The organism is Planktothrix pseudagardhii (assembly GCF_904830925.1).
Taxonomy (GTDB): domain Bacteria; phylum Cyanobacteriota; class Cyanobacteriia; order Cyanobacteriales; family Microcoleaceae; genus Planktothrix; species Planktothrix tepida.
Map to the genome: position 1 here is coordinate 2,534,477 of NZ_LR882967.1, position 25,689 is coordinate 2,560,165.

Annotated in this window: 21 protein-coding genes and 1 pseudogene; 18 read left to right on the plus strand and 4 right to left on the minus strand. The window is 39.3% G+C overall.

Annotated features, from left to right (window positions below):
• Window positions 1-7: 7 nt before the first annotated feature.
• From NMK36_RS10665 to NMK36_RS10725, 13 genes are all read left to right on the plus strand, one after another.
• Window positions 8-613, plus strand: a complete 606-nt coding sequence (locus NMK36_RS10665; protein ID WP_072722005.1) for a bacilysin biosynthesis protein BacA — start codon at window positions 8-10, stop codon at window positions 611-613.
• Complete coding sequence (locus tag NMK36_RS10670) at window positions 606-1,265, plus strand: cupin domain-containing protein (RefSeq protein ID WP_072722004.1); 660 nt, start codon at window positions 606-608, stop codon at window positions 1,263-1,265. The genes NMK36_RS10665 and NMK36_RS10670 overlap by 8 nt, the downstream gene beginning before the upstream one ends.
• 13 nt (window positions 1,266-1,278) lie before the next feature.
• Window positions 1,279-2,079 (plus strand): SDR family NAD(P)-dependent oxidoreductase, encoded by an 801-nt coding sequence (locus NMK36_RS10675; protein ID WP_072722002.1) that lies wholly within the window; start codon window positions 1,279-1,281, stop codon window positions 2,077-2,079.
• A 51-nt stretch (window positions 2,080-2,130) separates the two neighbouring features.
• Complete coding sequence (locus tag NMK36_RS10680) at window positions 2,131-2,892, plus strand: SDR family NAD(P)-dependent oxidoreductase (RefSeq protein WP_072722000.1); 762 nt, start codon at window positions 2,131-2,133, stop codon at window positions 2,890-2,892.
• A gap of 150 nt (window positions 2,893-3,042) precedes the next feature.
• The gene (locus NMK36_RS10685) at window positions 3,043-4,149 is read left to right on the plus strand and encodes an alkene reductase (protein WP_072721998.1); all 1,107 of its coding nucleotides are present in this window, start codon (window positions 3,043-3,045) and stop codon (window positions 4,147-4,149) included.
• A gap of 17 nt (window positions 4,150-4,166) precedes the next feature.
• Entirely contained in the window at window positions 4,167-4,955 is a 789-nt protein-coding gene (locus tag NMK36_RS10690; protein ID WP_254173685.1) for an SDR family NAD(P)-dependent oxidoreductase, read from the plus strand.
• A 19-nt stretch (window positions 4,956-4,974) separates the two neighbouring features.
• Window positions 4,975-6,762 carry an ABC transporter substrate-binding protein gene (locus NMK36_RS10695; RefSeq protein ID WP_254173686.1) on the plus strand — a complete coding sequence of 596 codons (1,788 nt, stop codon included), beginning with the start codon at window positions 4,975-4,977 and terminating at the stop codon, window positions 6,760-6,762.
• A gap of 81 nt (window positions 6,763-6,843) precedes the next feature.
• Entirely contained in the window at window positions 6,844-8,703 is a 1,860-nt protein-coding gene (locus tag NMK36_RS10700) for a carbamoyltransferase family protein (RefSeq protein WP_254173687.1), read from the plus strand.
• 43 nt (window positions 8,704-8,746) lie between these two features.
• Window positions 8,747-9,151 carry an SxtJ family membrane protein gene (locus NMK36_RS10705; RefSeq protein WP_254173688.1) on the plus strand — a complete coding sequence of 135 codons (405 nt, stop codon included), beginning with the start codon at window positions 8,747-8,749 and terminating at the stop codon, window positions 9,149-9,151.
• Window positions 9,151-9,315 (plus strand): DUF5989 family protein, encoded by a 165-nt coding sequence (locus tag NMK36_RS10710; RefSeq protein ID WP_254173689.1) that lies wholly within the window; start codon window positions 9,151-9,153, stop codon window positions 9,313-9,315. The genes NMK36_RS10705 and NMK36_RS10710 overlap by 1 nt, the downstream gene beginning before the upstream one ends.
• A gap of 5 nt (window positions 9,316-9,320) precedes the next feature.
• Window positions 9,321-10,502, plus strand: coding sequence for an SGNH/GDSL hydrolase family protein (locus tag NMK36_RS10715; protein WP_254173690.1), 1,182 nt, complete (start codon window positions 9,321-9,323; stop codon window positions 10,500-10,502).
• Window positions 10,503-12,131 (plus strand): glycosyltransferase family 39 protein, encoded by a 1,629-nt coding sequence (locus NMK36_RS10720; RefSeq protein ID WP_254173691.1) that lies wholly within the window; start codon window positions 10,503-10,505, stop codon window positions 12,129-12,131.
• A 23-nt stretch (window positions 12,132-12,154) separates the two neighbouring features.
• Window positions 12,155-13,795, plus strand: coding sequence for a glycosyltransferase family 39 protein (locus tag NMK36_RS10725; protein WP_254173692.1), 1,641 nt, complete (start codon window positions 12,155-12,157; stop codon window positions 13,793-13,795).
• A gap of 53 nt (window positions 13,796-13,848) precedes the next feature.
• Here NMK36_RS10725 and NMK36_RS10730 read toward each other — a convergent pair.
• A pseudogene (locus tag NMK36_RS10730) lies at window positions 13,849-14,485 on the minus strand (protein kinase domain-containing protein); the annotation flags it as partial.
• A gap of 511 nt (window positions 14,486-14,996) precedes the next feature.
• Between NMK36_RS10730 and dnaK the strand changes: the two are divergent.
• Entirely contained in the window at window positions 14,997-16,901 is a 1,905-nt protein-coding gene (gene dnaK, locus NMK36_RS10735) for a molecular chaperone DnaK (protein WP_254173693.1), read from the plus strand.
• Window positions 16,902-17,026: 125 nt separating this feature from the next.
• Here the strand turns inward: dnaK and NMK36_RS10740 are convergent, their stop codons facing one another.
• On the minus strand, window positions 17,027-18,562 hold the full coding sequence (locus tag NMK36_RS10740; RefSeq protein WP_072721981.1) for an efflux RND transporter periplasmic adaptor subunit: 1,536 nt from the start codon (window positions 18,560-18,562) through the stop codon (window positions 17,027-17,029).
• Between the two features lie 272 nt (window positions 18,563-18,834).
• Here NMK36_RS10740 and NMK36_RS10745 point away from each other — a divergent pair, with 272 nt between their 5' ends.
• Entirely contained in the window at window positions 18,835-19,242 is a 408-nt protein-coding gene (locus tag NMK36_RS10745; protein WP_072721980.1) for a response regulator, read from the plus strand.
• 98 nt (window positions 19,243-19,340) lie between these two features.
• Entirely contained in the window at window positions 19,341-22,115 is a 2,775-nt protein-coding gene (locus tag NMK36_RS10750; RefSeq protein ID WP_254173694.1) for a PAS domain-containing sensor histidine kinase, read from the plus strand.
• Window positions 22,116-22,244: 129 nt separating this feature from the next.
• On the opposite strand, the gene NMK36_RS10755 is transcribed toward NMK36_RS10750, so the two are convergent.
• Window positions 22,245-22,724 carry an SH3 domain-containing protein gene (locus NMK36_RS10755; protein ID WP_254173695.1) on the minus strand — a complete coding sequence of 160 codons (480 nt, stop codon included), beginning with the start codon at window positions 22,722-22,724 and terminating at the stop codon, window positions 22,245-22,247.
• Window positions 22,725-22,853: 129 nt separating this feature from the next.
• Window positions 22,854-24,287, minus strand: coding sequence for a carotenoid oxygenase family protein (locus NMK36_RS10760; RefSeq protein ID WP_367997178.1), 1,434 nt, complete (start codon window positions 24,285-24,287; stop codon window positions 22,854-22,856).
• Window positions 24,288-24,394: 107 nt separating this feature from the next.
• On the opposite strand from NMK36_RS10760, the gene NMK36_RS10765 reads away from it, so the two are divergent.
• Complete coding sequence (locus tag NMK36_RS10765; protein WP_072721975.1) at window positions 24,395-24,898, plus strand: DNA recombination-mediator protein A; 504 nt, start codon at window positions 24,395-24,397, stop codon at window positions 24,896-24,898.
• 262 nt (window positions 24,899-25,160) lie between these two features.
• Entirely contained in the window at window positions 25,161-25,652 is a 492-nt protein-coding gene (locus tag NMK36_RS10770) for a YajQ family cyclic di-GMP-binding protein (RefSeq protein WP_072722334.1), read from the plus strand.
• Window positions 25,653-25,689 lie beyond the last annotated feature (37 nt).

A 25,689-nucleotide genomic window follows, 5' to 3' on the forward strand; every position in this document is an offset into this window, starting at 1 on the left:
TCAAGCAATGCTCAAATTTTCTATTGAGTTTACCTATCCTATTCCTATTTCAAATACTTTAACTATCGGTACGCTAGGGCCGAGTGGAACAAGTAGCGAAAATGCTTTGAATTATCTGATCAACCAATTGCAAGCACAGGCAATCAATCTATCCAGTCAGTTATTTGATAACTTTATCCTTGTTAAGGAAGCTTTGCTGCAAGAACAGGTGGATTTAGCTCTGGTTCCTCATGCTTACGATAAAGTCAACGAATTTTACATGGAGCCAAATTTTAACCTGGGTTTCATATTCATTTATCCCACACCTATTTATGGATTAGCTAAGAAAAAAAACACAGAGTTGGATTTAAAAAATTGTAGTATCGTCACCCATCCTGCTCCTATACCGTTACTCCCAAAGCTCTTGCCAGATACCAATATAAAAGACATCCAAATGACTCTGGCAAGTTCCACGAGTGCCGCTGCTATGCAAGTCAATCAAGGTTTAGCTGATTTAGCTATCACGAATGAAAATGCGGTTAAAGAATATGATTTAGAATTCATTTCTACTTTTGGAGAAATTCCCATGAGTTGGTCTATTTTTTACAAAAAACAAAGAGGACAATATGTCTAAATTTTTTCCGGTTTGTGAAAACATAAAAATCAATTCAAAAGTAGAATTATTGGCATTTAAGTGTGGAGATATAATCCTTCAATTAGCATCTCTTGATCCTGGATCTACTTTTGAACTCCATCATCATCCAGAAAGCCAAATGGGCATGGTAATCGCTGGGCGTTTAGAAATGAATATTAACGGTACCAAAGAAATTCTCGAACCACTCCAGCACGTCTATGCTGCTGATTCCCATATTCCTCATGGTTCTGTTAATCTTTTTGCAGAAACAGCACTAGCTTTTGATGTGAAACGAATCACAAATTCTTTACCCTCATTAACGGCTAACAAAGCTTTCTTTAAAGTAACCCCTACAAAAGATGAAGCTACAAATTTTCCTTGCAAATCTGCCCTTGCTTCTTGGTTTGAAATTATCATCAGCCAAATTCCCCCACAAGGAAAAATACCAACCCAGCAATCCACCTGCGAGCAAATGGGAATAATTTACAATGGTCATCTAATGATGAGCGTGGAAAAAGAACAACGGCAGTTAAAATATGGGGAAATTTACTATGCTCCTCCTAACGTTGTTTATGAAGGGTATAATCCCTCAAACGAAGAAGTAACTTTAATCAAAATTTTAATGCCACCAGTTTCTGAATCGGCTTTATAAAGGAGGTTTTTTCATGGATTTAGGCTTAAAAGGAAAGATTGCTTTAATAACAGGAGCCAGTGCGGGGATTGGTTTTGCCATCGCCCAAGGACTAGCAGCAGAAGGTTGTAAATTAATTATTTGTGGTCGAAATATAGATAGACTGGAGCAAGCGAAAAAAAACCTGCTTGCAGAATTTCCTGATGTAGAGTTAATGAGTTTTTGCGCTGATGTACATAATGCTGCTGATTCAGAAGAATTAGTCAATGAATCTCTTAACAAGTTTGGAAATATCAATATTTTAATTAATAATTCAGAAGGGGCAACATTTTCTGGTGAAGCAGTAGAAAACTTATCAGATGCAGATTGGAAAATGGTTTTTGAAGGCAAGTTAATGGGCTATATTCGCATGACTAATCTAGTTCTACCTGGGATGAAAAAACACAGATGGGGCCGGATTATCAACATTGTTGGGACATCTGGAAAAGAACCTTCCAGTCGTTTAGTGAAATCAGGGGTAGCTAATGCAGCGTTAATGAATTTTACAAAAGCTGTGGCTACACAAACTGCTAAGTATAATGTCTTAATTACTTCTGTAAACCCAGGAATTATTGATACACCAAGGCATCAACAATATTTGGAAATTGCTGCTCAAGAACAAAATAAAACAATTGATTCCGTCAAAGAATCCATTGTCAATTCTATTCCAATAGGTCGCCTGGGTTTCTCTAGTGAATTAGCCAATTTGGTAATTTTTCTGGTTTCAGACTGTGCCAGTTATATTACAGGGGTAACTATTCCTGTAGATGGCGGATTGTCTTCTAGCGCTTTTTAATATAAATGCTGTTTATTGGCTGACCAATTCATGTAGTTTGGAGAAATCACAGTGGAAGATCATCTTTTTGACTTAACCCATAAAGTTGCTATTGTCACAGGAGGAGCACAAGGAATCGGCAAAACAATTGCACAGGGATTAGCACAGTCAGGTTCCAAAATAGTTATTGGTGATATTAAATTATCTGAAGCAGAAAAAACCGCGCAAATCATTCAAGATAGAGGAGGTCAGGCGATCGCAATTCAAACAGATGTTACCAATCGTCAGGATTGCGCTAACTTAATTAACCAAACCGTAGCTCACTACAACCAACTTGACATTATGGTTTGTAATGCCGGGATAAATATTGTTAAACCTGCCCTATCCCTGTTAGAAGCGGAGTGGGATGCAATTATTGATGTTGATTTGAAGGGTTATTTTAACTGCGCTCAGTTAGCCGCCCAACAAATGATTCAACAAGGTACAGGCGGTTCAATTATTATGAACTCTTCTATTGCTAGTGTGGTAGGTTTTCCCTATGCGGTGGCTTACAGTGCGGCAAAAGGAGGTGTCAATCAACTGGTGCGAACCTTAGCGATCGAGTGGGCGACTCATGGTATTCGAGTGAATGCGATCGCTCCTGGCTACATTGACAATACTATAGAAGGTTTGGAGAATCCAACACCACTAGAGGAAATTAAAACATTCGTTCCCATGAACCGTAAAGGCAAACTAGAGGAGTTAATCGGGCCTGTTGTGTTTCTCGCTTCTGAAGCAGCCTCCTATGTAACCGGGGCAATTTTAATGGTGGATGGTGGTTACAGTGCCATGTAGTTATACAGTGCTACCCAAAGCGGGAACAGGGAACAGGGAACAGGGAACAGTAATCAATGAAAGGGTTTCAGGATTTAGGCATATCCTAACTTTAATGCCTAGCGCTATAAAACTTGATTTGACTGATAAAAAATTTGATTTTTGGAGATCATGAGTAAATATCCAAATCTATTTAAACCTATAAAGATCGGCTCGTTAGAGTTACCTAATCGGATTGTGATGGCACCATTAACTCGGATGCGAGCAGGTAAGGGTAATGTTCCGACTCAGATGAATGCTACTTATTACGCTCAACGGGCTTCTGCGGGATTGATCATTAGTGAAGCGACCCAAGTTTCTCCGCAAGGGGTGGGACTTCCTAATACTCCGGGAATTCACTCTCCAGAACAAGTGGAAGGGTGGCAGTTAGTCACGGAAGCAGTACACAATTGTGGGGGACGAATTTTTTTACAATTATGGCACGTTGGACGGTGTTCTTATCCTTCTTTGCAACCGAATGGACAATTGCCCGTTGCTCCTAGCGCGATCGCATCTCAAGAAGATAATACCGGAGAAGAACCTTATGTTGTGCCGCGAGCACTAGAAACTGTAGAAATTCCTCAAATTATAGAACAATATCGGCAAGGCGCTAAAAATGCAATGTTAGCAGGTTTTGATGGAGTTGAAATTCACAGTGCTAACGGTTACTTACTCGATCAATTTCTCCAAGATAATTCCAATAAACGGACTGATCAGTATGGCGGATCAATTGAAAATCGCGCCCGTTTATTAATGGAAGTTACCGAAGCCGTCACTCAGGTTTGGGGTAACGAACGAGTTGGGGTACGCTTGTCCCCCAGCAGCACTTATAAAGATATGCACGACTCCAATCCTGAAGCATTATTTAACTATGTTGTCACCCAACTCAATCATTTTAATTTAGCCTATCTTCACATCGTAGGGCCTAGAGTCAAAGGCAGCCAGGATGACTTCACTGAAAAAAAGGTGCAGCTAGGAGTTCGCCATTTTCGGCCTTTGTATGCAGGGAATTTGATCACTGCTGGTGGTTATAATGGCGTAACTGGAGAAGCTGTAGTGGCAGATGGAGATGCTGATTTAGTTGCCTATGGCCGGTGGTTTATTGCTAATCCTGATTTACCAAAACGTTTTTTTCTCGATGCGCCGCTTAATCAATACCATCGCCCAACTTTCTTTGATGGAGATGAGCAGGGCTACACGGATTATCCATTCTTAGAACAGTCTCAACAAATACTATAATAGAGCGACTTTTTTATATGAAGACAACACTAGCACACAAGATTTTTGACTTAACAGGTAAAGTTGCTATTGTAACAGGCTCAACACGAGGAATTGGCAAAGTAATTGCAGAGGGATTAGCACATAGAGGAGTCAAGCTAACTATCTGTGGTACTCAATTACCTGAAGCAGAAAAAACCGCGAAAATCATTCAAGATGCAGGGGGTGAGGCGATCGCAATTCAGGCAGATGTCACCAAGCGTCAGGATTGCGCTAACTTAATTAACCAAACCGTAGCTTACTACAACCAACTTGACATTATGGTTTGTAATGCAGGTATTAACACGATTAAACCTGCCCTATCCCTGTTAGAAGCGGAGTGGGATGCCATTATTGATGTTGATTTGAAGGGTTATTTTAACTGCGCTCAGTTAGCCGCCCAACACATGATTCAACAAGGTACAGGCGGTTCAATTATTATGAACTCTTCGATTGCTAGTGTTGTGGGTATACCCGGTGTGGCGGCTTACACTGCGGCCAAAGGAGGTGTCAATCAACTGGTGCGAACCTTAGGCATAGAGTGGGCGGCGCATGGTATTCGAGTCAATGCGATCGCTCCCGGTTATATGGAAAATATTATGGAAGGTTCAAAAGCGAATTACCCAGACCTAGCGACCCAGGAACAACTAATTAAAACATTTATACCCATGAATCGTAGAGGTAAACTAGAGGAGTTAGTCGGGCCTGTGGTGTTTCTCGCTTCTGAAGCCGCATCCTATGTAACCGGGTCAATTTTGATGGTGGACGGCGCTTGCAGTGCGATGTAGCTTGTGGAGAATATTTTTCATGATTATTAAAACTGTTATGAAAATATTGACAGGGTTTAGGATCTTCTGGCGTCGTTGGTTAGCAATTTTGCTGTTTTTTATAACAGTCATTGTACTGACTAGCTACAACCCAGTTAATCTCAAAACTCAAGATTCTCAGTTAGTTGTTAGTTATTTAACCGATCCCAAAACCTTTAATCCGGCTCTAGTAGTAGAGTTAACCCATATTTTGCCTTATACTTATGAAGGTTTAGTTAAAGAAAATGCCCAGGGTAAACTTGAACCTTGCATTGCAGAATCTTGGAAATTTTCTAAAGATTATAAAAAAATTGTTTTTTTGATTAGAAAAGGACTAAATTGGTCAGATGGAGTTCCATTGACCGCAGATGATGTGGTGTTTACTTATAACGAAATTTACAAGAATCCAGCCATTCCTAGCTATGCTAAAGACTTCTTGAAAATGGGTAAAAATCGCGCTTTTCCTACGGTGCGAAAACTCGATGACTTCCGAGTCGAATTTACCTTACCTGAACCCTGGTTTCCATTTCTTCGCATTACAAAAATGGAAATTTTACCCGCCCATGCTTTGCGGGAAGCAGTTAATACAAAAAACGAAGAAGGACAGCCTAAATTTTTATCAACTTGGGGAACGGATACTGCACCGGAAAAGATTATTGTCAACGGCCCTTATAAAATAGAAACTTATCAACCCGGAGAACGCATCATTTTCCGCAAGAATCCTTATTACTGGCGAAAAGATCTTCAAGGAAATCGGCAACCTTATATTGATCGTGTGATTTGGAATACCGTTAAGAATACTGATACAGCTTTACTCCAATTTCGTTCGGGTGGCTTGGATTTTATCGATGTTCATCCTGATTATTTTTCCTTATTAAAACAGGAAGAAAAAAGAGGTAAATTCACCATCTACAATAATGGCCCGTCTTTAGGATCTACGGTTATTGCTTTTAATCTCAATAAAGGAAGTAGGAATGGTAAACCCCTGATCGATCCGATCAAGTCTCGCTGGTTCAATACACTGGAATTTAGACAAGCCGTTGCTTATGGAATTGATCGCCAACAAATACTTAACAATGTTTATAGAGGATTGGGCGAACTGCAAAATTCACCGCTTTCTGTCAATAGTCCTTATTATCTCTCGGAGAAAGCCGGTTTAAAGGTTTATGAATACAATCCTCAAAAAGCGAAAGAATTATTGCTAAAAGCAGGTTTTCAATACACTAAGGTCGGTCAATTATTAGATGAGCAGGGAAATCCGGTGCGCTTTACTCTGATTACCGATGCTAGTAACAAAGTATTACAAGCAATGGCAGTGCAGGTCAAACAAGACCTGGCTCGAATTGGCATATCTGTTGATTTTAATCCCGTAAGTCTTAGTCTTTTCCTAGAAAAAATAAATTTTGCTTTCGATTGGGAATGTACTGTATTGACAACAATTGTTGGCATAGAACCGAATGAATGGGCTAATATTTGGTTACCCTCTGGTCGCTGGCACTTTTTTAATCAGCAATCACCATCAGCAGAAAGGTCAATCATGGGCCGAGAGGTGGCAAAATGGGAGCAGAAAATTGGTGACTTGTACATTCAAGCAGCAGGAGAATTTGATGAAGAAAAGCGCAAAGCTCTCTATGGAGAAACTCAAAGAATTAGTCAGAATTATCTACCCTTTATCTATTTAGTCAATCCTTTATCAATGTTAGCTGTGCGAAATCGTATCCAAGGGGTTAAACCTTCCCCTTATGTAGGAACTTACTGGAATATTTATGAAATGAAACTGAAAGAGTAATAAAATTTTAAAAATTGTCAAATTGCTGAATTAGGCTGCTATAATCAACCCGTATTTATCAGGGATTAAAGGATTGTTTTAATGATGACTAAACCACCCAATTTTTCAATACTAGGAATTTCAGCTTACTATCATGATAGTGCCGCCGCATTAGTTGTCAATGGCGACATTGTTGCCGCAGCACAACAGGAACGTTTTTCCCGAAAAAAGCACGATGCCAGTTTTCCTGGACAAGCAATCGCTTACTGTTTAAAAGAAGCAAGCATTAGTTTACAAGATCTCGATCAAATTGTTTTTTACGACAAGCCATTAATCAAATTTGAACGGCTGTTAGAAACCTATTTAACCTATGCACCAAGGGGCTTAAACTCGTTTATCACCGCCATGCCTGTCTGGCTAAAAGAAAAGCTTTACCTTAAGGCAATTCTCAAAAAAGAATTAGCCACACTCGCGGGATGCAAAACTTCTCAATTACCCCCGTTACTGTTTACCAAACATCACCAAGCCCATGCGGCTTCTGCTTTTTTTCCCAGCCCTTTCGAGCGTGCTGCTGTTTTATGCTTAGATGGTGTAGGAGAGTGGGCAACGACTTCGATCTGGTTAGGAGAAGGACATCAACTCATCCCGCAATGGGAAATTGATTTTCCCCATTCTCTGGGTTTACTTTACTCGGCTTTTACTTACTATACTGGGTTCAAAGTTAACTCCGGTGAGTACAAACTCATGGGTTTAGCTCCTTACGGTGAACCTAAATATGTAGACCAAATCCTCAACCATTTATTGGATCTTAAAGAAGATGGAACCTTTCGGTTGAACATGGACTACTTTAACTACACCGTTGGGTTAACCATGACCAATCATAAGTTTCATACTCTGTTTGGAGGACAACCCCGCAAAGCCGAAGCAGAAATCACTCAAAGAGAAATGGATCTGGCCAGTTCCATTCAGAAAGTGACTGAAGAAGTGGTACTGCGTCTAGCCAGAACAGTCAAAAAAGAATTGGGGGTAGATTATCTCTGTTTAGCGGGTGGTGTAGCCCTCAATTGTGTAGCCAACGGACGAATTTTGCGAGAAACTGAGTTCAAAGATATTTGGATTCAACCGGCCGCCGGGGACGCTGGAGGTGCCGTTGGAGCAGCCTTAGCAATTTGGCATCAGTACCATGAAAAACCCCGCACTCCTAAAGTTAGCGATCTGATGAAAGGTTCTTATCTAGGGCCTAGCTTTAGCGAAGCAGAGATTCTCCAGTTTCTCAATGCTATGAATAGCTTTTACCAGCAGCTTGATGATCGCGAATTGATGCCTCAGTTAGCAGAAATTTTAGCACAGGGAAATGTTGTTGGTTGGTTCTCTGGCAGGATGGAGTTTGGGCCCCGTGCTTTGGGGAGTCGTTCAATTATTGGCGACCCACGCAATCCCAAAATGCAATCGGTGATGAACCTGAAAATTAAATATCGTGAGTCCTTCCGTCCGTTTGCTCCCTCAGTTTTAGCAGAGCGAGTTTCCGATTATTTTGCTCTTGACCGTTCTAGTCCCTATATGCTACTGGTAGCACCAATTAAAGAGAACCTACACATTCCGATGACACAAGAGCAACAGCAGAGGTTTGGGATTGACAAGCTCAATGTTCCTCGTTCCCAAATTCCTGCGGTTACTCATGTTGATTACTCGGCTCGGATACAAACCGTTCACCCGGAAACGAATCGTCGTTACTACGAATTAATTCGTCATTTTGAGGCAAAAACTGGCTGTGCCGTCTTGGTGAATACTTCGTTTAATGTGCGTGGCGAACCGATTGTTTGTACTCCCGAAGATGCCTATCGATGTTTTATGAGGACTGAGATGGACTATTTGGTGATTGAAAATTTCTTATTAGCCAAATCAGAACAACCCGAAAGAAATGATAATGAGTCTTGGCAAAAAGAATTTCAATTAGATTAACTCTTTAAGCATTTACAAAAAAGTATTCAACAACTATTCAACTATGCACGAAATCAGGGAACTTGATCAAAAAGGTTTGCGGGAATTTGGACTGATAGGTGGTTCAATAGTAGCAATTGTGTTGGGTTGTGTATTGCCAATACTACGCCATCATTCTCTATCAGTTTGGCCTTGGACTATCGCTATCATTTTGTGGATTTGGGCAATCGTTGCACCCGCAACTTTAAATGTTGTTTACCAAATCTGGATGAGAATTGGACTTGTCCTGGGCTGGATACAAACACGAATTATTTTAGGTCTTTTGTTTTATATAATGATTACACCAATGGGACTGATGAAGCGGTTGTTGGATGGAAATTCTACAACGCAATGCTTCGATCCAGATTTGCCTACTTATCGTCAAATCAGCAAGCAAGAAACTAGGTCAAGTATGGAGAGACCATTCTAATGCTAAAAGACACTGTGGATTTTCTTAAAGACCTGGGGGGATTTCTGAAAGTGCAAAAAAATTATTGGTTGATTCCCCTGATTGTTACCCTGGTTTTTATGGGGGCTTTAATCGTATTCGCTCAATCTTCTGCGATCGCGCCGTTTATTTATACCCTTTTTTAAAAGACATGACTGAATTGAGAACGAAATTAAAGTCTTGGACAGAAAAGCTCTTGCTGATGATGGTTGGAGTGATTGCTGGACTGCTGATTATAGAAACCCTCGCTATTTCTACGGGGTTTGCTATTCCTCCTGCGGAAAGCTGGCGTAAACTTTTTCCTGAAGTTTATCAGGGTGATGCTCGGTTAGACTTTAAACCCAAACCCAATCTAGAAAATTTTGAATTCATTTGGAAAAATGCTGGAGTTTCAGAAGTAATCGATACAGATCGTTATGGTTTTCGTAATTTCGGAAGAGATTACACAACCTCTAATTTATATTTTGTTGGGGATTCTTTTACATGGGGACAATGGGTCAATAGAGACAAAACTTTTTATGGACTCATAGAATCAGAACTTCAACAACCTGTAATTACTTTGGGAGTACCTGCTTACGGATTTGAACAATATGAAGTTCTCTTTCAGGATTGGGTTGTTAAATATCAACCTAAAATTGCCGTTTTATCTATATTTGCTAATGATTTACATAATATAGACTCCCGATATCCCCTTAAAGATTTTGACCATTTTATTGAAAAAATTAATAGTCAATTAAGTTGGTATAAAAGAACATTTTTATATCAATTTATTTTCAGAAATTACTACTCACCGAATTTGACGAAAAAAGCAAGCAATGGGATGAGGCTAGTCAGTATTCGTAGTTTTGATAGAAAGCCTTTTTCTGAAACGGGTGGAATTGGCCCAGACATAGATTATCTAACCTCTAATACTCATTTGGAGGTAGAAGCAGCGCTCTCGCGAATTATTGATCTAACCCAAGAACATCAGATCAAGTTGTTGGTATTTTTAATTCCCTCGAAAGAATCAACTTATATTCAGGAATATACTAAGCTTTTCCCGAATAAAATCAAATATATTGAGACTGAAGAAATTGGTTATGAAAGATTATGTAACTTGGCGAAGACGAAGGGTGTTACTTGCGTCGATTTGACTGAGGCATTTCGACAAAATAGTGAAGGGGAAAAGCTTTATTTTGATTTAGATAATCATTGGAATGTTGCTGGACATCAATTAGCTTCTCGATTAATTCTAGGTATCTTGCAGCCGGAGAAAGATGTAGATTCAAAAACCAATGTAGAAGCGATAAGGGTGAATCAGTTTCCTTCTCTAGCCACCCATGAGGTATTGTAAATGAACCAGTCACCAGCACTAGGTCAGCAACATCCCCCAACTTGGTTAAAAAGCATTGTCATTTGCCTATTAGCACTAGGCATTTTCTTTCGCTTTGCTCATCTGGGGCATAAAATGTATTGGCACGATGAATCTTTCACCTCCCTAGCAATTTCTGGTCATACTCTAGCTGAGCTCAAACAGGAAGTCTTTAATCATCACAGCATTATTCCCATTACAACGTTAGACAAATTTCAGCAGATTAACCCAGAGCGAGGAGTAGCTGATACAGTGCGCTACTTGATCACCTCAGATCCGCAACATCCCCCTTTGTATTATGTGATGGCTAGATTGTGGGCGCAACTATTTGGGGATTCTCCTGCACAAGTCAGGAGTTTATCGGCAGTCATTAGTTTGTTAATATTCCCCTGTGTGTATTGGCTGTGTTTAGAGTTGTTTGACGCACCCTCTGTGGGATGGGTAGCACTGGGTTTGATAGCTGTTTCTCCCTTAGAGATTTTTTTTGCTCAAGAAGCACGCCAATATGGTTTGTGGATGGTAACAATTCTACTCTCTTCTGCTGCCTTATTACGCGCTATCCGACGAGAGAGTTTATGGAGTTGGGCGCTTTATGCCCTCACCTTAGCTTTGGGATTATACACCCATTTATTCACTGTTTTGGTAGCCATTGCTCAGGGTATTTATGTAGTGATCTCTCAACAGTTTCGCTGGCACAAAACGTTACGCAATTATTTGATAGCCACCGCAATGGGGTTGTTGATGTTTCTCCCTTGGTTGATTGTTTTCATTACCCATATTCATACCGCTCTACAACTAACTTCGTGGTCATCATTCAAAATAATCAATAATCCCTTGACTTTAATTGCGATTTGGTTGACGAGGACTACGCGCATCTTTTTTGATATAAATTTAGCTTCAGATGCCGCTTGGGTTTACAGTTTAGCTTCCGAGAGTCCTTTAATCTATAGTATCTCTACGATAGTAGGCTATTTGCTGTTAATTACATATCTCATCTATTTCTTTATCAATCACAAATATTCGTTCAAGATGAATTTATTTGTGTTTTTATTAGGGGGAATTTCAGGTTTATCATTACTTTGGGTTGACATAATTTTTGGCGGAATTCGCTCAATCCATTTTCGATATCAATTACCTTTATATTTAAGCCTACAAATTGTTATTACCTATATCTTAACTTTTCATCTCTTATCGGATAAAATGTGGCAACAAAAACTCTGGAATTTCATCCTGTTTGGATTAATCATATCTGGATTAGTTTCTGATTTCAATATGTTTAAGGCAAACACTTGGTGGACACAAATAAATGGCGACTCAACTATAAAAATATCGCAAATGCTTAATCAATATGAGAGTCCTTTACTGCTAATTAATGACGATATTTCTAATTTGGGAGCAGTCCTAACTCTTAGTAGTCGTTTACAGCCAAAAGTCAGCCTCCTTCCAGTACGCGATAACCCTATACCAGAGTTTCCTCATGAATACAAAAATATTTTCTTTTTTGACTTCAATAATAATTTGCTACCTGTAATTCAGCAGAATAAAACCTATCTTATCAACTTAATTGACCCCATTGTAGAATTTTGGCATATCGAAAAAATTCAGAAATAGTAAATATTAATGAGGTATCGTAAATGAACCAGTCACCACCACTAGAAAAGCAACATCCCCCAACTTGGTTAAAAAGCATCGTCATTTGCCTATTAGCGCTAGGCGTTTTCTTTCGCTTTGCTCATCTGGGACATAAAGTGTATTGGCACGATGAATCTTTTACCTCCCTAGCAATTTCTGGTCACACTCTAGCTGAGATCAAACAGGAAATCTTTAATCATCAGGGCATTATTCCCATTACAACTTTAGACAAATTTCAGCAGATTAACCCAGAGCGCGGGGTAGGGGATACAGTGCGCTACTTAATCACCTCAGATCCACAGCATCCCCCTTTGTATTATGTGATGGCGAGATTGTGGGCGCAAGTATTTGGGGATTCTCCCGCACAAGTCAGGAGTTTATCGGCAGTCATTAGTTTGTTAATATTCCCCTGTGTGTATTGGCTATGTTTAGAGTTGTTTGACGCACCCTCTGTGGGATGGGTAGCACTGGGTTTGATGGCAATTTCTCCCTTAGAGATTTTTTTTGCTCAAGAAGCACGCCAATATGGTTTGTGGATGGTAACAATTCTACTCTCTTCTGCTGCCTTATTACGCGCTATCCGACGAGAGAGTTTATGGAGTTGGGGGCTTTATGCCCTCACCTTAGCTTTGGGATTATACACCCATTTATTCACTATTTTGGTAGCCATTGCTCAGGGTATTTATGTAGTGATCTCTCAACAGTTTCGCTGGCACAAAACGTTACGCAATTATTTGATAGCCACCGCAATGGGGTTGTTGATGTTTCTCCCTTGGCTGATTGTTTTCATTACCCATCTTCATACCGCTCTACAGATAAATTTGCTTTGGTCGGGAAATTTATTAGGAAATACAATAGATAATATTTTTGAGCGAATTGTTGGGTTTTTGATTATTTTTTTGATGCGAACTAGCAGGGTGTTTATTGATATAAATTTAGCTTCTGACTCTGTTGTAGAAAGTTATTTATCATTTAGTATTATTTGGATAGTATTAAGTTTGGCTTTAATTATTTATCTCTTATATTTTTTGCTATATAAAACCAAGAATAAACCAAGGACGTTTATTTTAACTTTATGGTTATTTCCCAGCCTTTCATTACTTTTATGTGATACAATTTATGGTGGAATTCAATCGATAAATTTTCGGTATACATTGCCTTCATACCTCACCCAGCAAATTGCTGTTGCTTTTATTTTAACTAACCATCTTTTTTGGGACAATACTTGGAAACAAAAAGTCTGTAAATTCATAATGGTTGGATTAATAATAGCTGGAGTTTTTTCTGATATTAGCCTTTTTAAGGCTGAAACTTGGTGGATACAGATGAGAGGAACGTATTTTACAGAAATTTCTCAAATTGTTAATAAAACGGAGAGTCCTTTACTGATCAGTGACAACCATCCTATTTCTGTGGGAATGACCTTAACCTTGAGTCATCGTTTAGACCCAAAAGTCCATCTGCTCACGACACCCTTTGATCAGGTGGTGACAATTCCTCAAGATTACAACAATCTTTTTTTTATTGACCCTAGTAGCAGTTTATTGCATCAACTACAGCAGGATACAACTTATTCTCTAAAGTTGATTGACCCAAGTGTAGGATTTTGGCATATCTGTCATTATGTATCATTGGAAGGATAATATTGCCGTTTCGGCAAGTTTAAGCTTCCAAAAGTATTATTGACTTTAACTGTTAAATAATCTCGCCACACCCAATCACTTTCACTGACATCAAATAAATCAAAGGGTGCAATATTCGTTAATAAATGAATACAAGTGACTCCTAAACTATATAAATCACTGGCAAAAGTCGGTCTTTCTTCTAATAATATTTTCCGGCTTAATATCTCGATGAATTACTAGCTTTTGGTGAATAAACGCTAAAACAGGTAATAAATCTTCTAACAAATTAATAATTTTAGTTTCTGAAAATGCCCCACTTTGAGCTAATTCTTGTAATAAATTTTGTCCTTCAATATATTCTTGAACTAAATATTGACGGTGATCTTGGATAAAATAGGCGAATAATTCAGGAATTTGTTGATGTTTGCCTAACTGTTCTAATTGTATCGCTTCGTGTTTAAACAGTTCCTCGGCTTTTTGTTGATTATTCGTGCCTTGAGCTTGGGGTAAAAATTGTTTAATCACACAATAAGGTTGAGAAGGTTTATGCTCATCAACCGCTAGAAAGGTTCGACCAAATCCTCCTTGTCCTAATATTTTTAAAGCCCGATATCGATCTGTTAATAGCAATTTAGATCCACACTTTTGACAAAAAGTTGTGATTTTAGAGTTAAGTTGGATGCAATCAGGATTAAGGCATTGACTCATGGTTAAGCCCTAGGAATATATAACTTAATTCTTATTTTATCAGATATTATTTATAACCCTTCCCTCGTTCCAATGCTCTGCATTGGAATGGGAATCATGAGGCTCTGCCTCAAATCATAACAGGAGGCAGAGCCTCCGTTAATATCATTTCTAGGTAGAACCTAGAAACGAGGGGAAAATATAATTTTATCGGAAACTACAACCCAAAATATACGGTTTGCCACAATACCGAAAGCGATCGCAATTCCTACAGTAGTAAACATGAACAACAAAGGCTAACCGTCCAAACCAGAAGCCCAACCGACCTAAAAAGGTTCGGTAAACACACCTTCAAGGAATGGACAAACCGCCCCCAGTATAGAGATAAGCAATCGTATCTTAAAAACTGTATTGAAATTGGACTCGCCCCCTGATGCAGTTGGGTTAAGGAGTAGTCCAGAAGTCGTTTCAAGACGACTTATCTCAAACAGAACCTAACTTTTTTTGTCGTAAACGGAGAACTATAAACCTTATGGGAAAAGTAGTCGGAATTGACTTAGGAACCACTAACTCTTGCGTCGCCGTGATGGAAGGGGGCAAACCCACTGTTATCGCCAATGCTGAAGGGTTACGCACCACACCTTCCGTTGTTGCTTTCGCCAAAAATGGCGACCAACTCGTGGGTCAAATTGCCAAACGTCAGTCCGTTATGAACCCCGAAAACACGTTTTATTCTGTGAAACGGTTCATCGGACGTAAATCAGAAGAAGTCAACAACGAATCTAAAGAAGTTTCTTATAAAGTGCTGCGCGATAGCAGTGGTAATGTTAAATTAGATTGCCCTGCCCGGAGCAAACAATTTGCCCCGGAAGAAATCTCTGCCCAAGTGCTGAGAAAACTCATTGATGATGCCAGCAAATATTTAGGCGAACCTGTTAAAGAAGCTGTTATTACCGTTCCCGCCTATTTTAACGACTCCCAACGTCAAGCGACTAAAGACGCGGGTAAAATTGCTGGAATTGAAGTTAAACGGATTATTAACGAACCAACGGCTGCTTCTTTAGCTTATGGTTTAGAACAAAAAAGTAACGAAACCATTCTGGTTTTTGACTTAGGAGGCGGTACTTTTGACGTCTCAATTTTAGAAGTCGGCGATGGCGTTTTTGAAGTATTAGCGACTTCTGGAGATACTCACCTGGGAGGAGATGACTTCGATAAAAAAATCGTTGACTATCTCGCCGAAGAATTCCAGAAAAGTGAAGGGGTTGACCTCCGCAAAGATAAACAAGCGTTGCAACGGTTAACGGAAGCGTCTGAAAAAGCTAAACAAGAACTTTCCAGCGTTACCCAAACGGAAATTAACCTACCGTTTATTACCGCCACCCAAGATGGGCCGAAACATCTGGATATGACCCTAACGCGGGCAAAATTTGAACAATTATGTTCTGATTTAATAGACCGTTGTTTGACTCCCGTTGAGAAAGCTATCAGTGATTCTAAACTCAAGAAGTCAGATATTGATGAAGTTGTGTTAGTGGGAGGGTCTACCCGCATTCCCGCTATTCAAAAGTTAGTTCGGGATGCTCTGGGTAAAGAACCCAACCAAACCGTTAACCCGGATGAAGTTGTGGCGTTAGGTGCCGCCATTCAAGCGGGGGTTTTAGCGGGTGAAGTTAAAGATATCCTGCTGTTAGACGTTACTCCTCTGTCCCTGGGTGTGGAAACCCTCGGTGGAGTGATGACTAAAATTATTCCTCGCAACACCACTATTCCGACCAAAAAATCTGAAGTGTTCTCCACTGCGGTTGATGGTCAAACCAACGTTGAAATCCATGTTCTCCAAGGAGAACGGGAAATGTCCAACGATAACAAGAGTTTAGGAACCTTCCGCCTCGATGGAATTCCTCCCGCGCCGCGGGGTGTTCCTCAAATTGAAGTCACCTTTGATATCGATGCGAACGGGATTTTGAACGTCACGGCTAAAGACCGAGGAACGGGTAAAGAACAGTCTATCAGTATTACAGGTGCTTCTACCCTCCCCGATGATGAAGTGCAACGGATGGTGCGGGAAGCCGAACAAAACGCCGCGACGGACAAAGAACGTCGGGAACGCATCGAACGCAAAAACCAAGCCGATACCCTCTCTTATCAAGCGGAAAAACAACTCAACGAACTGGGTGATAAAGTTCCCGAAGCAGATAAGACCAAGATTGAAGGTATGGTGAAGGAACTGCGGGAAGCCATTGCTCAGGATAATGATGACAAGATCAAAACCCTAACCACAGATTTACAACAAGCGTTATTTGCGGTGGGTTCTAATATCTATCAACAAGCAGGTGGTGGATCACCGGAAGACGGTGGCTCTAGTGGCGGCGGTTCTACCCCTCCCAGTGGTGGCGATGACGTGATTGATGCGGATTTCACTGAATCTAAATAACCTGATTATGGTGTTTTAGCACTTTAATACTCCTCTAGTCAAATAGGGGGGTATTTTTATATAGAAAACAGGGAACAGGGAACAGAAAGAAAAATACAGACACAAGCTGAGGTTTCGGGATCAATTTATTCCTTAGAATTCATCTTTTCCTTTTCTTCTGTTTGTTCAATAATTGGGGTTCCTGGTTCAATGGGGGTATCAGGAGGCGGAATTACAACTGTATCACCCACTTTTAAACCGGATTTAATTTCTACTTGAGTTAACCCTTTTAATCCCAAGGTAACGGGTTGTTTTTGAGCGTGATTATTCGCGTCTAATTTCCAAACAAAGGGGGAATCGTCTAGGGATTGAATCAGTTCTGTATTCAGAACAATCACGTTTTTTCGTTCCTCTAAAATAATTTCTACACTCACAGGACTTCCCGGTATTAAAACTCCGGTGGGTTGATCTAATTGTACGGTTGCAGGAACCGTTGCTTGACCCGATGAACTGCTAGATTGATTATTACTATTCTCTGGGGCTGTAGCTTGTAAATTCACCTGTTTAACTCGTCCTTGAAAGGGTTTAGAATTAGGGCCAATAATCGTAATTCGTGCCATTTGATTGGGTTTAACTTGGCTGGCGTTCAAAGTTGATAACTGAAGCTGAACCAGTTCTTGACGGGGATCTCCCAAGGTAATTAAATCATCTCTAAGGTTGACACCATCTCCTGGTTTCACCTGAATATTTAGCACCATTCCATCCAGGGGAGACGTGACAATATTGTTCTGTAATTTTAACGCTTGTTCTTGATATTCAACTTTTAAAAGATTCAGTTGGCTCAAACTTTGTTGTAAGTCGGATTGAGATTGTTGGAGTTCAATTTTAGCATCTAATATCCTATTGTTAATAGTATTTTGAATAGGAATAAATTCCGTTTGCTCAGTATTTAATTTGGAAATAGAATTTTTTAAGTTTAATTCAGCATCCCTTAAAGCAGCTTGTTTAGCACGAATATCCGCTTTTTGAGCATCGACCTCTTTTTCAGCAATAAATCCCCGTTCTAACAGAATATTTGATTTATTTAAGTCCGCCTCAGCAGCAGCCAAATCTTCCTGGGCTTCAGTTACTTTTTGTTTTTGACGAGCTACCTCAGCTTGAGATTGTTGAATTTTAATTTTTTGAGTGATTTCTTTAGATTGAATTTCCTGTTGCTGTTGTTCTACATCATTTTTGTAATCCAGTTGAGCAATTTTTAATTTAGTTTTTGCTTCTTCTACTTTTTGGCGATCGCGCTCAATTAGGAGTTCGTGCTTTTGAATCTCTAACTGTTTTTTTGCTAATGCAGTTTCTCCTTCTATAAATCTTAAACGGATTAAAGGTTGACCAGAAACAATGCGATCGCCCACCTTCACAAATACCTGATCAACGGCACTTTCCTGGGGGGATTTAATCGTGCGTTGTCCCCCTAATTCAACCGTTCCTCCTTCATTGATTTTATTATCAACGGTTCCTAATTCTACTTTCTGTAATCCTGCGGTTATGGGTTCTTCAGAACGGTTTTGTAGTTTATAATACAAACTAGCGGCTCCGAAACTGGCTCCTGTAAACAGGGTCGCAACAATGAGCCATTTAATTCCCCGTTGATAGGCTGCTTTTGCTTGATAATCTAGGCTTGACACAAGTTTTCAACATCCTCCTGGAACTTAAAATCATAGGGGTTAGCTCTCAAGTTTAGGGTTCTGGCTCGATCTTCCTCCATTATGAATCCCAGATTAATTTATTTTTTGTATTATGAAGTTTTATATTCTTTAACAAATTGATTATAACACAGTAGAGAGCGCGTTTTCGGTAAGCTAAAATTAAAATATGGGGATCATCAAATCTCACCAGAAATATCTATTTTGTAAACTTTCTCGTGCTAACGATTAGAGAATCTAAGGGAGCAATCAAAATGTACACACCTACAAAACCTAAAAGTACAATTCTCGCTGTTGATGATAGTATTCCTATGCAAAAATTGATTAAACAAATTTTGGAAAATCACTATCATCTGATTCTGGCTAACAATACCATAGAAGCTCTAACTGTACTTCACCAAGAATCCATTGATTTAATGCTTTTAGATATTTCCATGCCCGGCATTGATGGTTTAGAACTCTGTCGCATTTTACGAGGATTACCCAATTTTAATCACTTACCTATCATCATGTTAACAGCGCGTGATGAGATTCAAGATCAAGTTAAGGGAAAATTATCGGGAGCGACGGAATATTTAACCAAGCCCTTCTGTAAAAACAAACTCATCGATACAATTGACCAGCTTTTGAATAGCAGGCTCAGTTTACAATCTACCGTGTAATCGGTTTAAAAAAGTCCGATTAATAAACATAACATTGAAGAGTCAGATCACCTTCAGAAACGATATAATTTCTTTAGGTTTTCAGACACACCTTAACAATGACAAGCATAATTCGGCAGGGCGAAAAGAAACGAGCTAATCTGCAACAGATCGCCAGTCATTTACCAGGAGTCATTTATCAGTTGTTACTACGCCCTGATGGTTCTCATGAGTATTTATACATTAGTTCGAGTTGCCAACAAATTTATGAGCGAAAACCCGATGAAATTCAGCACAATTCTACTTTAATGTGGGGATGGATTGATGATCGCGAACAACAAGATTGTATTCAATCTCTTTTGGCTTCCGCCCAGAATTTAACGCCTTGGCAACGACAATGGCAATATCAAACGCCATCCGGGAAAACCAAATATTTATCGGCAATTGCCCACCCTCGCCCTCAACCCAATGGCGATATCATTTGGGATGGATTAATTTTAGAAAATATACCGCCCCCACCCTATCAAGAGTGTTGCCATTCTCTTCCTAAAACCCAGGATCTTGAACCACTTCAATTATCCACAACTGGGCAATTTTTAAACGAGCCTGAACCGATAAATCAGAAAATAGAATATCACAAAGCTGAAACAGTTTTAGAAGAAACAGAAGAATTTTTATGGAATATTTATAATGGCGTAGAACAAGTTATTTTTGTTGTAGCTGTCATTAATGAAGCCGAATTTAGGTGTTTAGGTTGGAATCCTAAAACGGAAAAAATCACCGGGATAAAATCTGCTGAGGTTTACGGAAAAAGTTTTGGTGAAATTTTAGGTTTACTGGAAGGAGAGAAAGTCTTAAACCATTATCAAGATTGTGTTCAAGCTAAAGCTTCAATTCAATATGAGGAAGAAATATATTTTCAGGGCAGGCAAACCTTTTCTTTAACCACCCTTAATCCGATTTTAGATTCTCAAGGAAAAGTCTATCGAATTATTGGCACGTCCGTTGATATTACCCCCCGCAAAAAAGCAGAACTAGCATTACAAGAGTCACAAATTCGGTTTAAACGATTAGCCGAAAATGTACCCGGTGTTACCTATCAATATCATCAATATAATCATCAAGGACAAGGCCATTTTACCTATTTAAGCCCTAAATGTTTAGAGTTAACTGAAATTCAGCCAGAAGTCATTATAAAAAATGCTGATTTTCTCTGGAAATTAATTCACCCTGATGATGTTAATAGCTTTGTGGATTCCATGGCTGAAGCCGTAGATACAGGAAAACCTTGGCAACATCAATACCGTTTAATTACTCCTTCGGGTAAACTCAAATGGATTCAAGCCGGAGGAAGTTTAGGGAAGCAAGCCGATGGCTCAATTGTTTGGGATGGTTTACTATTAGATATTAGCGATCGCAAACAAGCGGAAGAAGCATGGCAAAATTCCGAAAAGCAACTGCGAGAATTAGCCGAACGCGAAAAAATTCAAAACTGTATTGCCAATTTAATTCGTAACTCCCTAGATTGGAATAAAATTTTAGAGACAACAGTACAAGAAATTCGGCAACTTTTAAAAATTGATCGCTGTTATTTTGTCGGATATCGTGCTGAATTAAATCCTCCCGAATGGGAAATTCTAAAAGAATCCAAAGCTGACAATTTAGCTAGTATTTCCGAACTCTATCCAGGGAATGCTTTACACCCGATTAGTGATATTGTATTACAAGGAAATATCATCCAAATCGATCAAGTTATTAGCTATCATATTCCCGCAATTCGCAATTTTTTAATGGTTTTAGAATTAGAATCCGTTTTGATTTTCCCTCTTAAAATTCAATCCGGTGATATGGGAGCATTAGTCTTAGCCCATTGTCAAGAACCCCGCCCCTGGAAACCTCAAGAAGTGGAGCTTTTGCAGTCTGTAATTAATCAGTTAGAGATTGCGATTAATCAAGCAAAACTCTATACAGAATCCCAACAATCTGCCAAAATTGCTACTGCCAAAACCCAAGAATTAGAACAAACCCTTTCCCAACTCCAACAAGCTCAAATTCAATTAGTTCAATCCGAAAAAATGTCTAGCTTAGGGCAAATGGTAGGGGGAATTGCCCACGAAATTAATAACCCAGTTAGCTTTATTTTTGGAAATCTGACTTATGCTCAAGAATATCTGGATGATTTATTTTCTGTGATTGAACTCTATCAAAACTATTATCCCCATCCTCCCTCGGAAATCCAAGAAAAATTAGAGGACGTTGAACTGGATTTTATTGCTGAAGATCTCCCTCGGTTATTGAATTCCATGAAAACGGGTGCAGAACGGATTCGAGATATTGTTAAATCCTTGAGAATTTTTTCGCGTTTAGATGAAGCCGAATTAAAAGATATTGATTTACATGAAACCTTAGATAGTACCTTAATGTTATTAGAAAGTCGTTTAAAAGAACAACCCCATCGTCCCGCCATTCAAGTGATTAAACAATATGGGATTTTACCTCGGATTGAATGTTATGCAGGAGAACTCAATCAAGTCTTGATGAATTTATTAACGAATGCCATTGATGCGATTGAACAACGCAATAAAAAACATTCATTTGAAGATATTATAGCTGATCCCGGCATCATTTGGATCACAACGTTATTAACCGATTCCCATCAAGTCCAAATTCGGATTGCAGATAATGGAATTGGGATGACAACCGATGTTTTAGCTAAAATTTTTGATCCGTTTTTTACGACTAAAGATGTCGGGTTAGGAACAGGTTTAGGGCTATCTACCAGTTATAAAATTATTGTTGAAAAACATGGAGGTCACTTATCTTGTATTTCAGAAGTTGGGCTAGGGACAGAAATTATTATAGAGATTCCGAAACAACAACCTATCGGTCACTAATAGGTCACAAGTAGAGACGCGCCATGGCGCGTCTCTACAGGATGCGGATGCGTAGCAAACATTAAAGGATGAAATATTATTTTTTAACAAATTGCCAACACCCTTAACTTTTTTCAACCGTTAACTCTATCAAGCGGAACATCCCTCTGGAGTATAAAGTTTTAAATATTTCCCCGAAATCCAACCATAGGCTTTTTTCTCATCATTGAGTGGTTTCGCTAACCACCATAATTCTTGATTGTAGGTACATTCAATTAATTCGACATCAACATGATTAGCAATTTGATAAATAACATTATTAGAATCAACAGAAGGCGAGGAACGAACATTTAATTTACTATCCGTTGATAGATTAACCGTTGCAAATTCTCTATCCGAGAAAACTATAGCAGCATGGGGTTTATACACATACCAAACCATACTTTTATCTTTTCCATTCCCTAAAGAAGCAGCTAATGTAATCTTGTAATGATCTGAATTATAATCTTCATAGTTTTGGATGATTAAGCGACTTCCCAAAGGGAAATTAATTTTTTGGGATTCTGTTAAGGTAGAAGAATCCACAGGACGTAATTTTAATAAAGTGGTATGGGTAATAATTAATCGCATTTTGGTTTCCGGTGTAATATAATCGTGACTTCACCAACAATATCAGGAATTCAGGAGAATTTTAACATTCCAGAGGGAACAGGAATGGAACGATGATTTTCCAGTTCCCCATAGCCTAGAGATATAAACTTAACTTAGGGGTTTCCAGGTTCCATGAAATCCATTGGGAACAATACTGGGTAATCCTAACCGACATAAGGGTTCAGCATCTAAATGTTCTGCATCAAAAACCCAAACTTCACTACAATTTTGATCACCATCATAAACAACCGTTAACACCCATCCTTGTTGAGGGTTATCCCTATCCTGAACAAAAAGAGGTTCCATCGGATAACAATTTTTACCTAAATTTGCTTCTTGTAAGGTTTGGGTTTGATGATTAAATCGTCCAATCGAATTAAACATTTCAACCGCACGATTTACCCCCGGTTTGTGAATTGATAAATAGGTATAATGCGCTTTTTTGCCAACCTCTTGCGGGGAAACAGTGGGAAATTCACAATGGCGGTCTAAGATTTCTTCTAATTGCAGGAGTTGACCCGTTTGGGGTTGCAAAACCATACGCCAAAGGGTTGATGTTGCTAAAGTTTGGGTCTTCCCGGTGGCAACTTCTTTTAAATATTGATTGGTTTGGAAATCGGGATAACGGGCAAAATCTACAACAACAGTTCCGTCTTCCTCAACATAACCATTACTAAAATGCCACTGAAACCAAGGTTCGGCTTCAATTCGATTAACTAATTTTAGGGTATGACGATCAATGATTAAAATTTGGGTAGGGGTTTTTTGAGGTTGCCAGATGAACGCTTCACTAAAAGGTTTAATTTGAAGTAAAACAGGTAAGAACTGTAACCGCAACGGCGGAATCACAAAAATTAAATATTCACCCGCCAGGACAAAATCATGAATCAGACAAATCCCATCTAAAGGAATTTTATTGTGTTGTCTAATTTTTCCTGTGCGATCGCTTCGATATAACATTAACTGAGGGGTTCCCGCCAAAACTTGCCCAAAATTAAAAATATCTCCCGTTTTAGGATCAATTTTAGGATGGGCAGAATAGGGCAGATTGCCACTTAACTCGCTGAGGCTATCAAGTCCCCAAGTTTCTAAAGTTTGTAAATCTAACCCATGAGGTTGCCCTCCTTCCCACAATGCTAATAATTTGTTGGGTAAAGCCAAAACCGAAGTATTTGCCGCATTTTTTAAAGGTTTGGTGAAGCGTTCCCAAAGGTTCCCACAAGGGGTCATTCCATAGCCCCCATACATTAAACGATTTGCTTGTTCTTCTTCTTGATAGCCTGCGGTTTTGACATAACGATAAACTCCCGTTGCACCTTCGTCGGTGAAATGAACCGCTAAAATAGCCCCATCTCCATCAAACCAATGTCCCACTTGCCGTCCGCCCCGTTCCAACCGTCCAGGGCCATTGCGATAGAGAGATCCCCTTAAACCAGAGGGGAGTTTTCCCCACAAAACGGGTAAGGGTGTGGGGGGAAATTCAGCCGCAGGGGTGGCAAACTGTTGTCCCCAGGTAGGTTGAGGAGTTGTTTGTATCATCATAATCACACCGGACAGAATCCGGTTAAAACTTTAGTTACACTCCGAATAATTGTCGCTGAATTTGCTAAAATCTACAGGATTGTCCTGATTATGTTTTGTAATTATCCTTGAACCAAGCTATCAATCTGCCGAAAGTAGATGACTTTTTAGAAGAATTGGCAGCCATTCAACAAACTGGCTCCAAGCGCATTGCTTTGTTGGGTTCCCGTCATATTCCCCTAACCCATCAGAACCTAATCGAGATGATGAGTTATGCCTTAGTTTTAGAAGGCAATCATTTGATTACATCCGGTTCAACGGGGACGAACTCAGCCGCTATAAAAGGAGCAATGCGGGCTGACCCTAATTTGTTAACGGTGATTTTGCCGCAAAGCATGAAACGTCAGCCGAGAGAATCTCGTAAACAGCTAGAACAGGTCATCCATGTTGTGGAAAATCCCAAGGGGGATGATTTATCCTTAGCTGAAGCTAGTGCACTGTGTAACCAAGAAATTATTTCGCGGTGTCAACAGTTAATTTGCTTTGCCTATCATGAAAGTGTTACCCTCCTGAACACCTGTGAAGAAGCTGAGAATCAGCGCAAAATTGTGACGCTGTTCTATTTGGATTAAAAAGGGGAACCATTAATGATGCTCAATGGGAAACTTGGGCGCATCAAAATGCCTTTGAAACCGATAGGGCGATCGTTGTTAAACTGGGGTAAAATGCTGATTTTTCAGGGCCTATAATCTTTGAAATTGATTAAATTTTACCCAAAAAACGGCGATCGCGATATCTATACAGGAATTTTATCGATTGTGAGTTGACTGAGTGTTAATCCGGTTTTCCTGGGATAAAATAACTCAAGTTTTGTTGTTAATCCTTGAATTGATTATGGCTTCTACTTATTCATTTGATGTTGTGAGTGATTTTGATCGTCAGGAATTAGTCAATGCGGTTGATCAAACAGAACGGGAAATTAAAAGCCGTTATGATTTGAAAGATACAAAAACCACTATAGAATTAGGGGAAACTGCTATTGTTATTAATACTGATAGTGAGTTTACCCTGGATGCCATTCATACTATTTTACAAACAAAATCTGCCAAGCGAAATCTGTCTTTAAAAATCTTTGATTTTGGCAAAGTAGAATCCGCTAGTGGGAATCGGGTGAGACAGGAAATTAAACTTAGGAAAGGGTTAACTTCAGAGGTCGCGAAACAAATTACGAAGTTAATTAAAGATGAGTTTAAGAAAATTCAAGCTTCGATTCAAGGGGATTCTGTTCGAGTAACGGCTAAATCTAAAGATGATTTACAATTGGTGATTCAACGCCTCAAACAAGAAGATTATCCGGCTGCTTTACAGTTTACTAACTATCGATAAAGTACCCAAACTTCTCTTTGATTGATACTCCACTGCC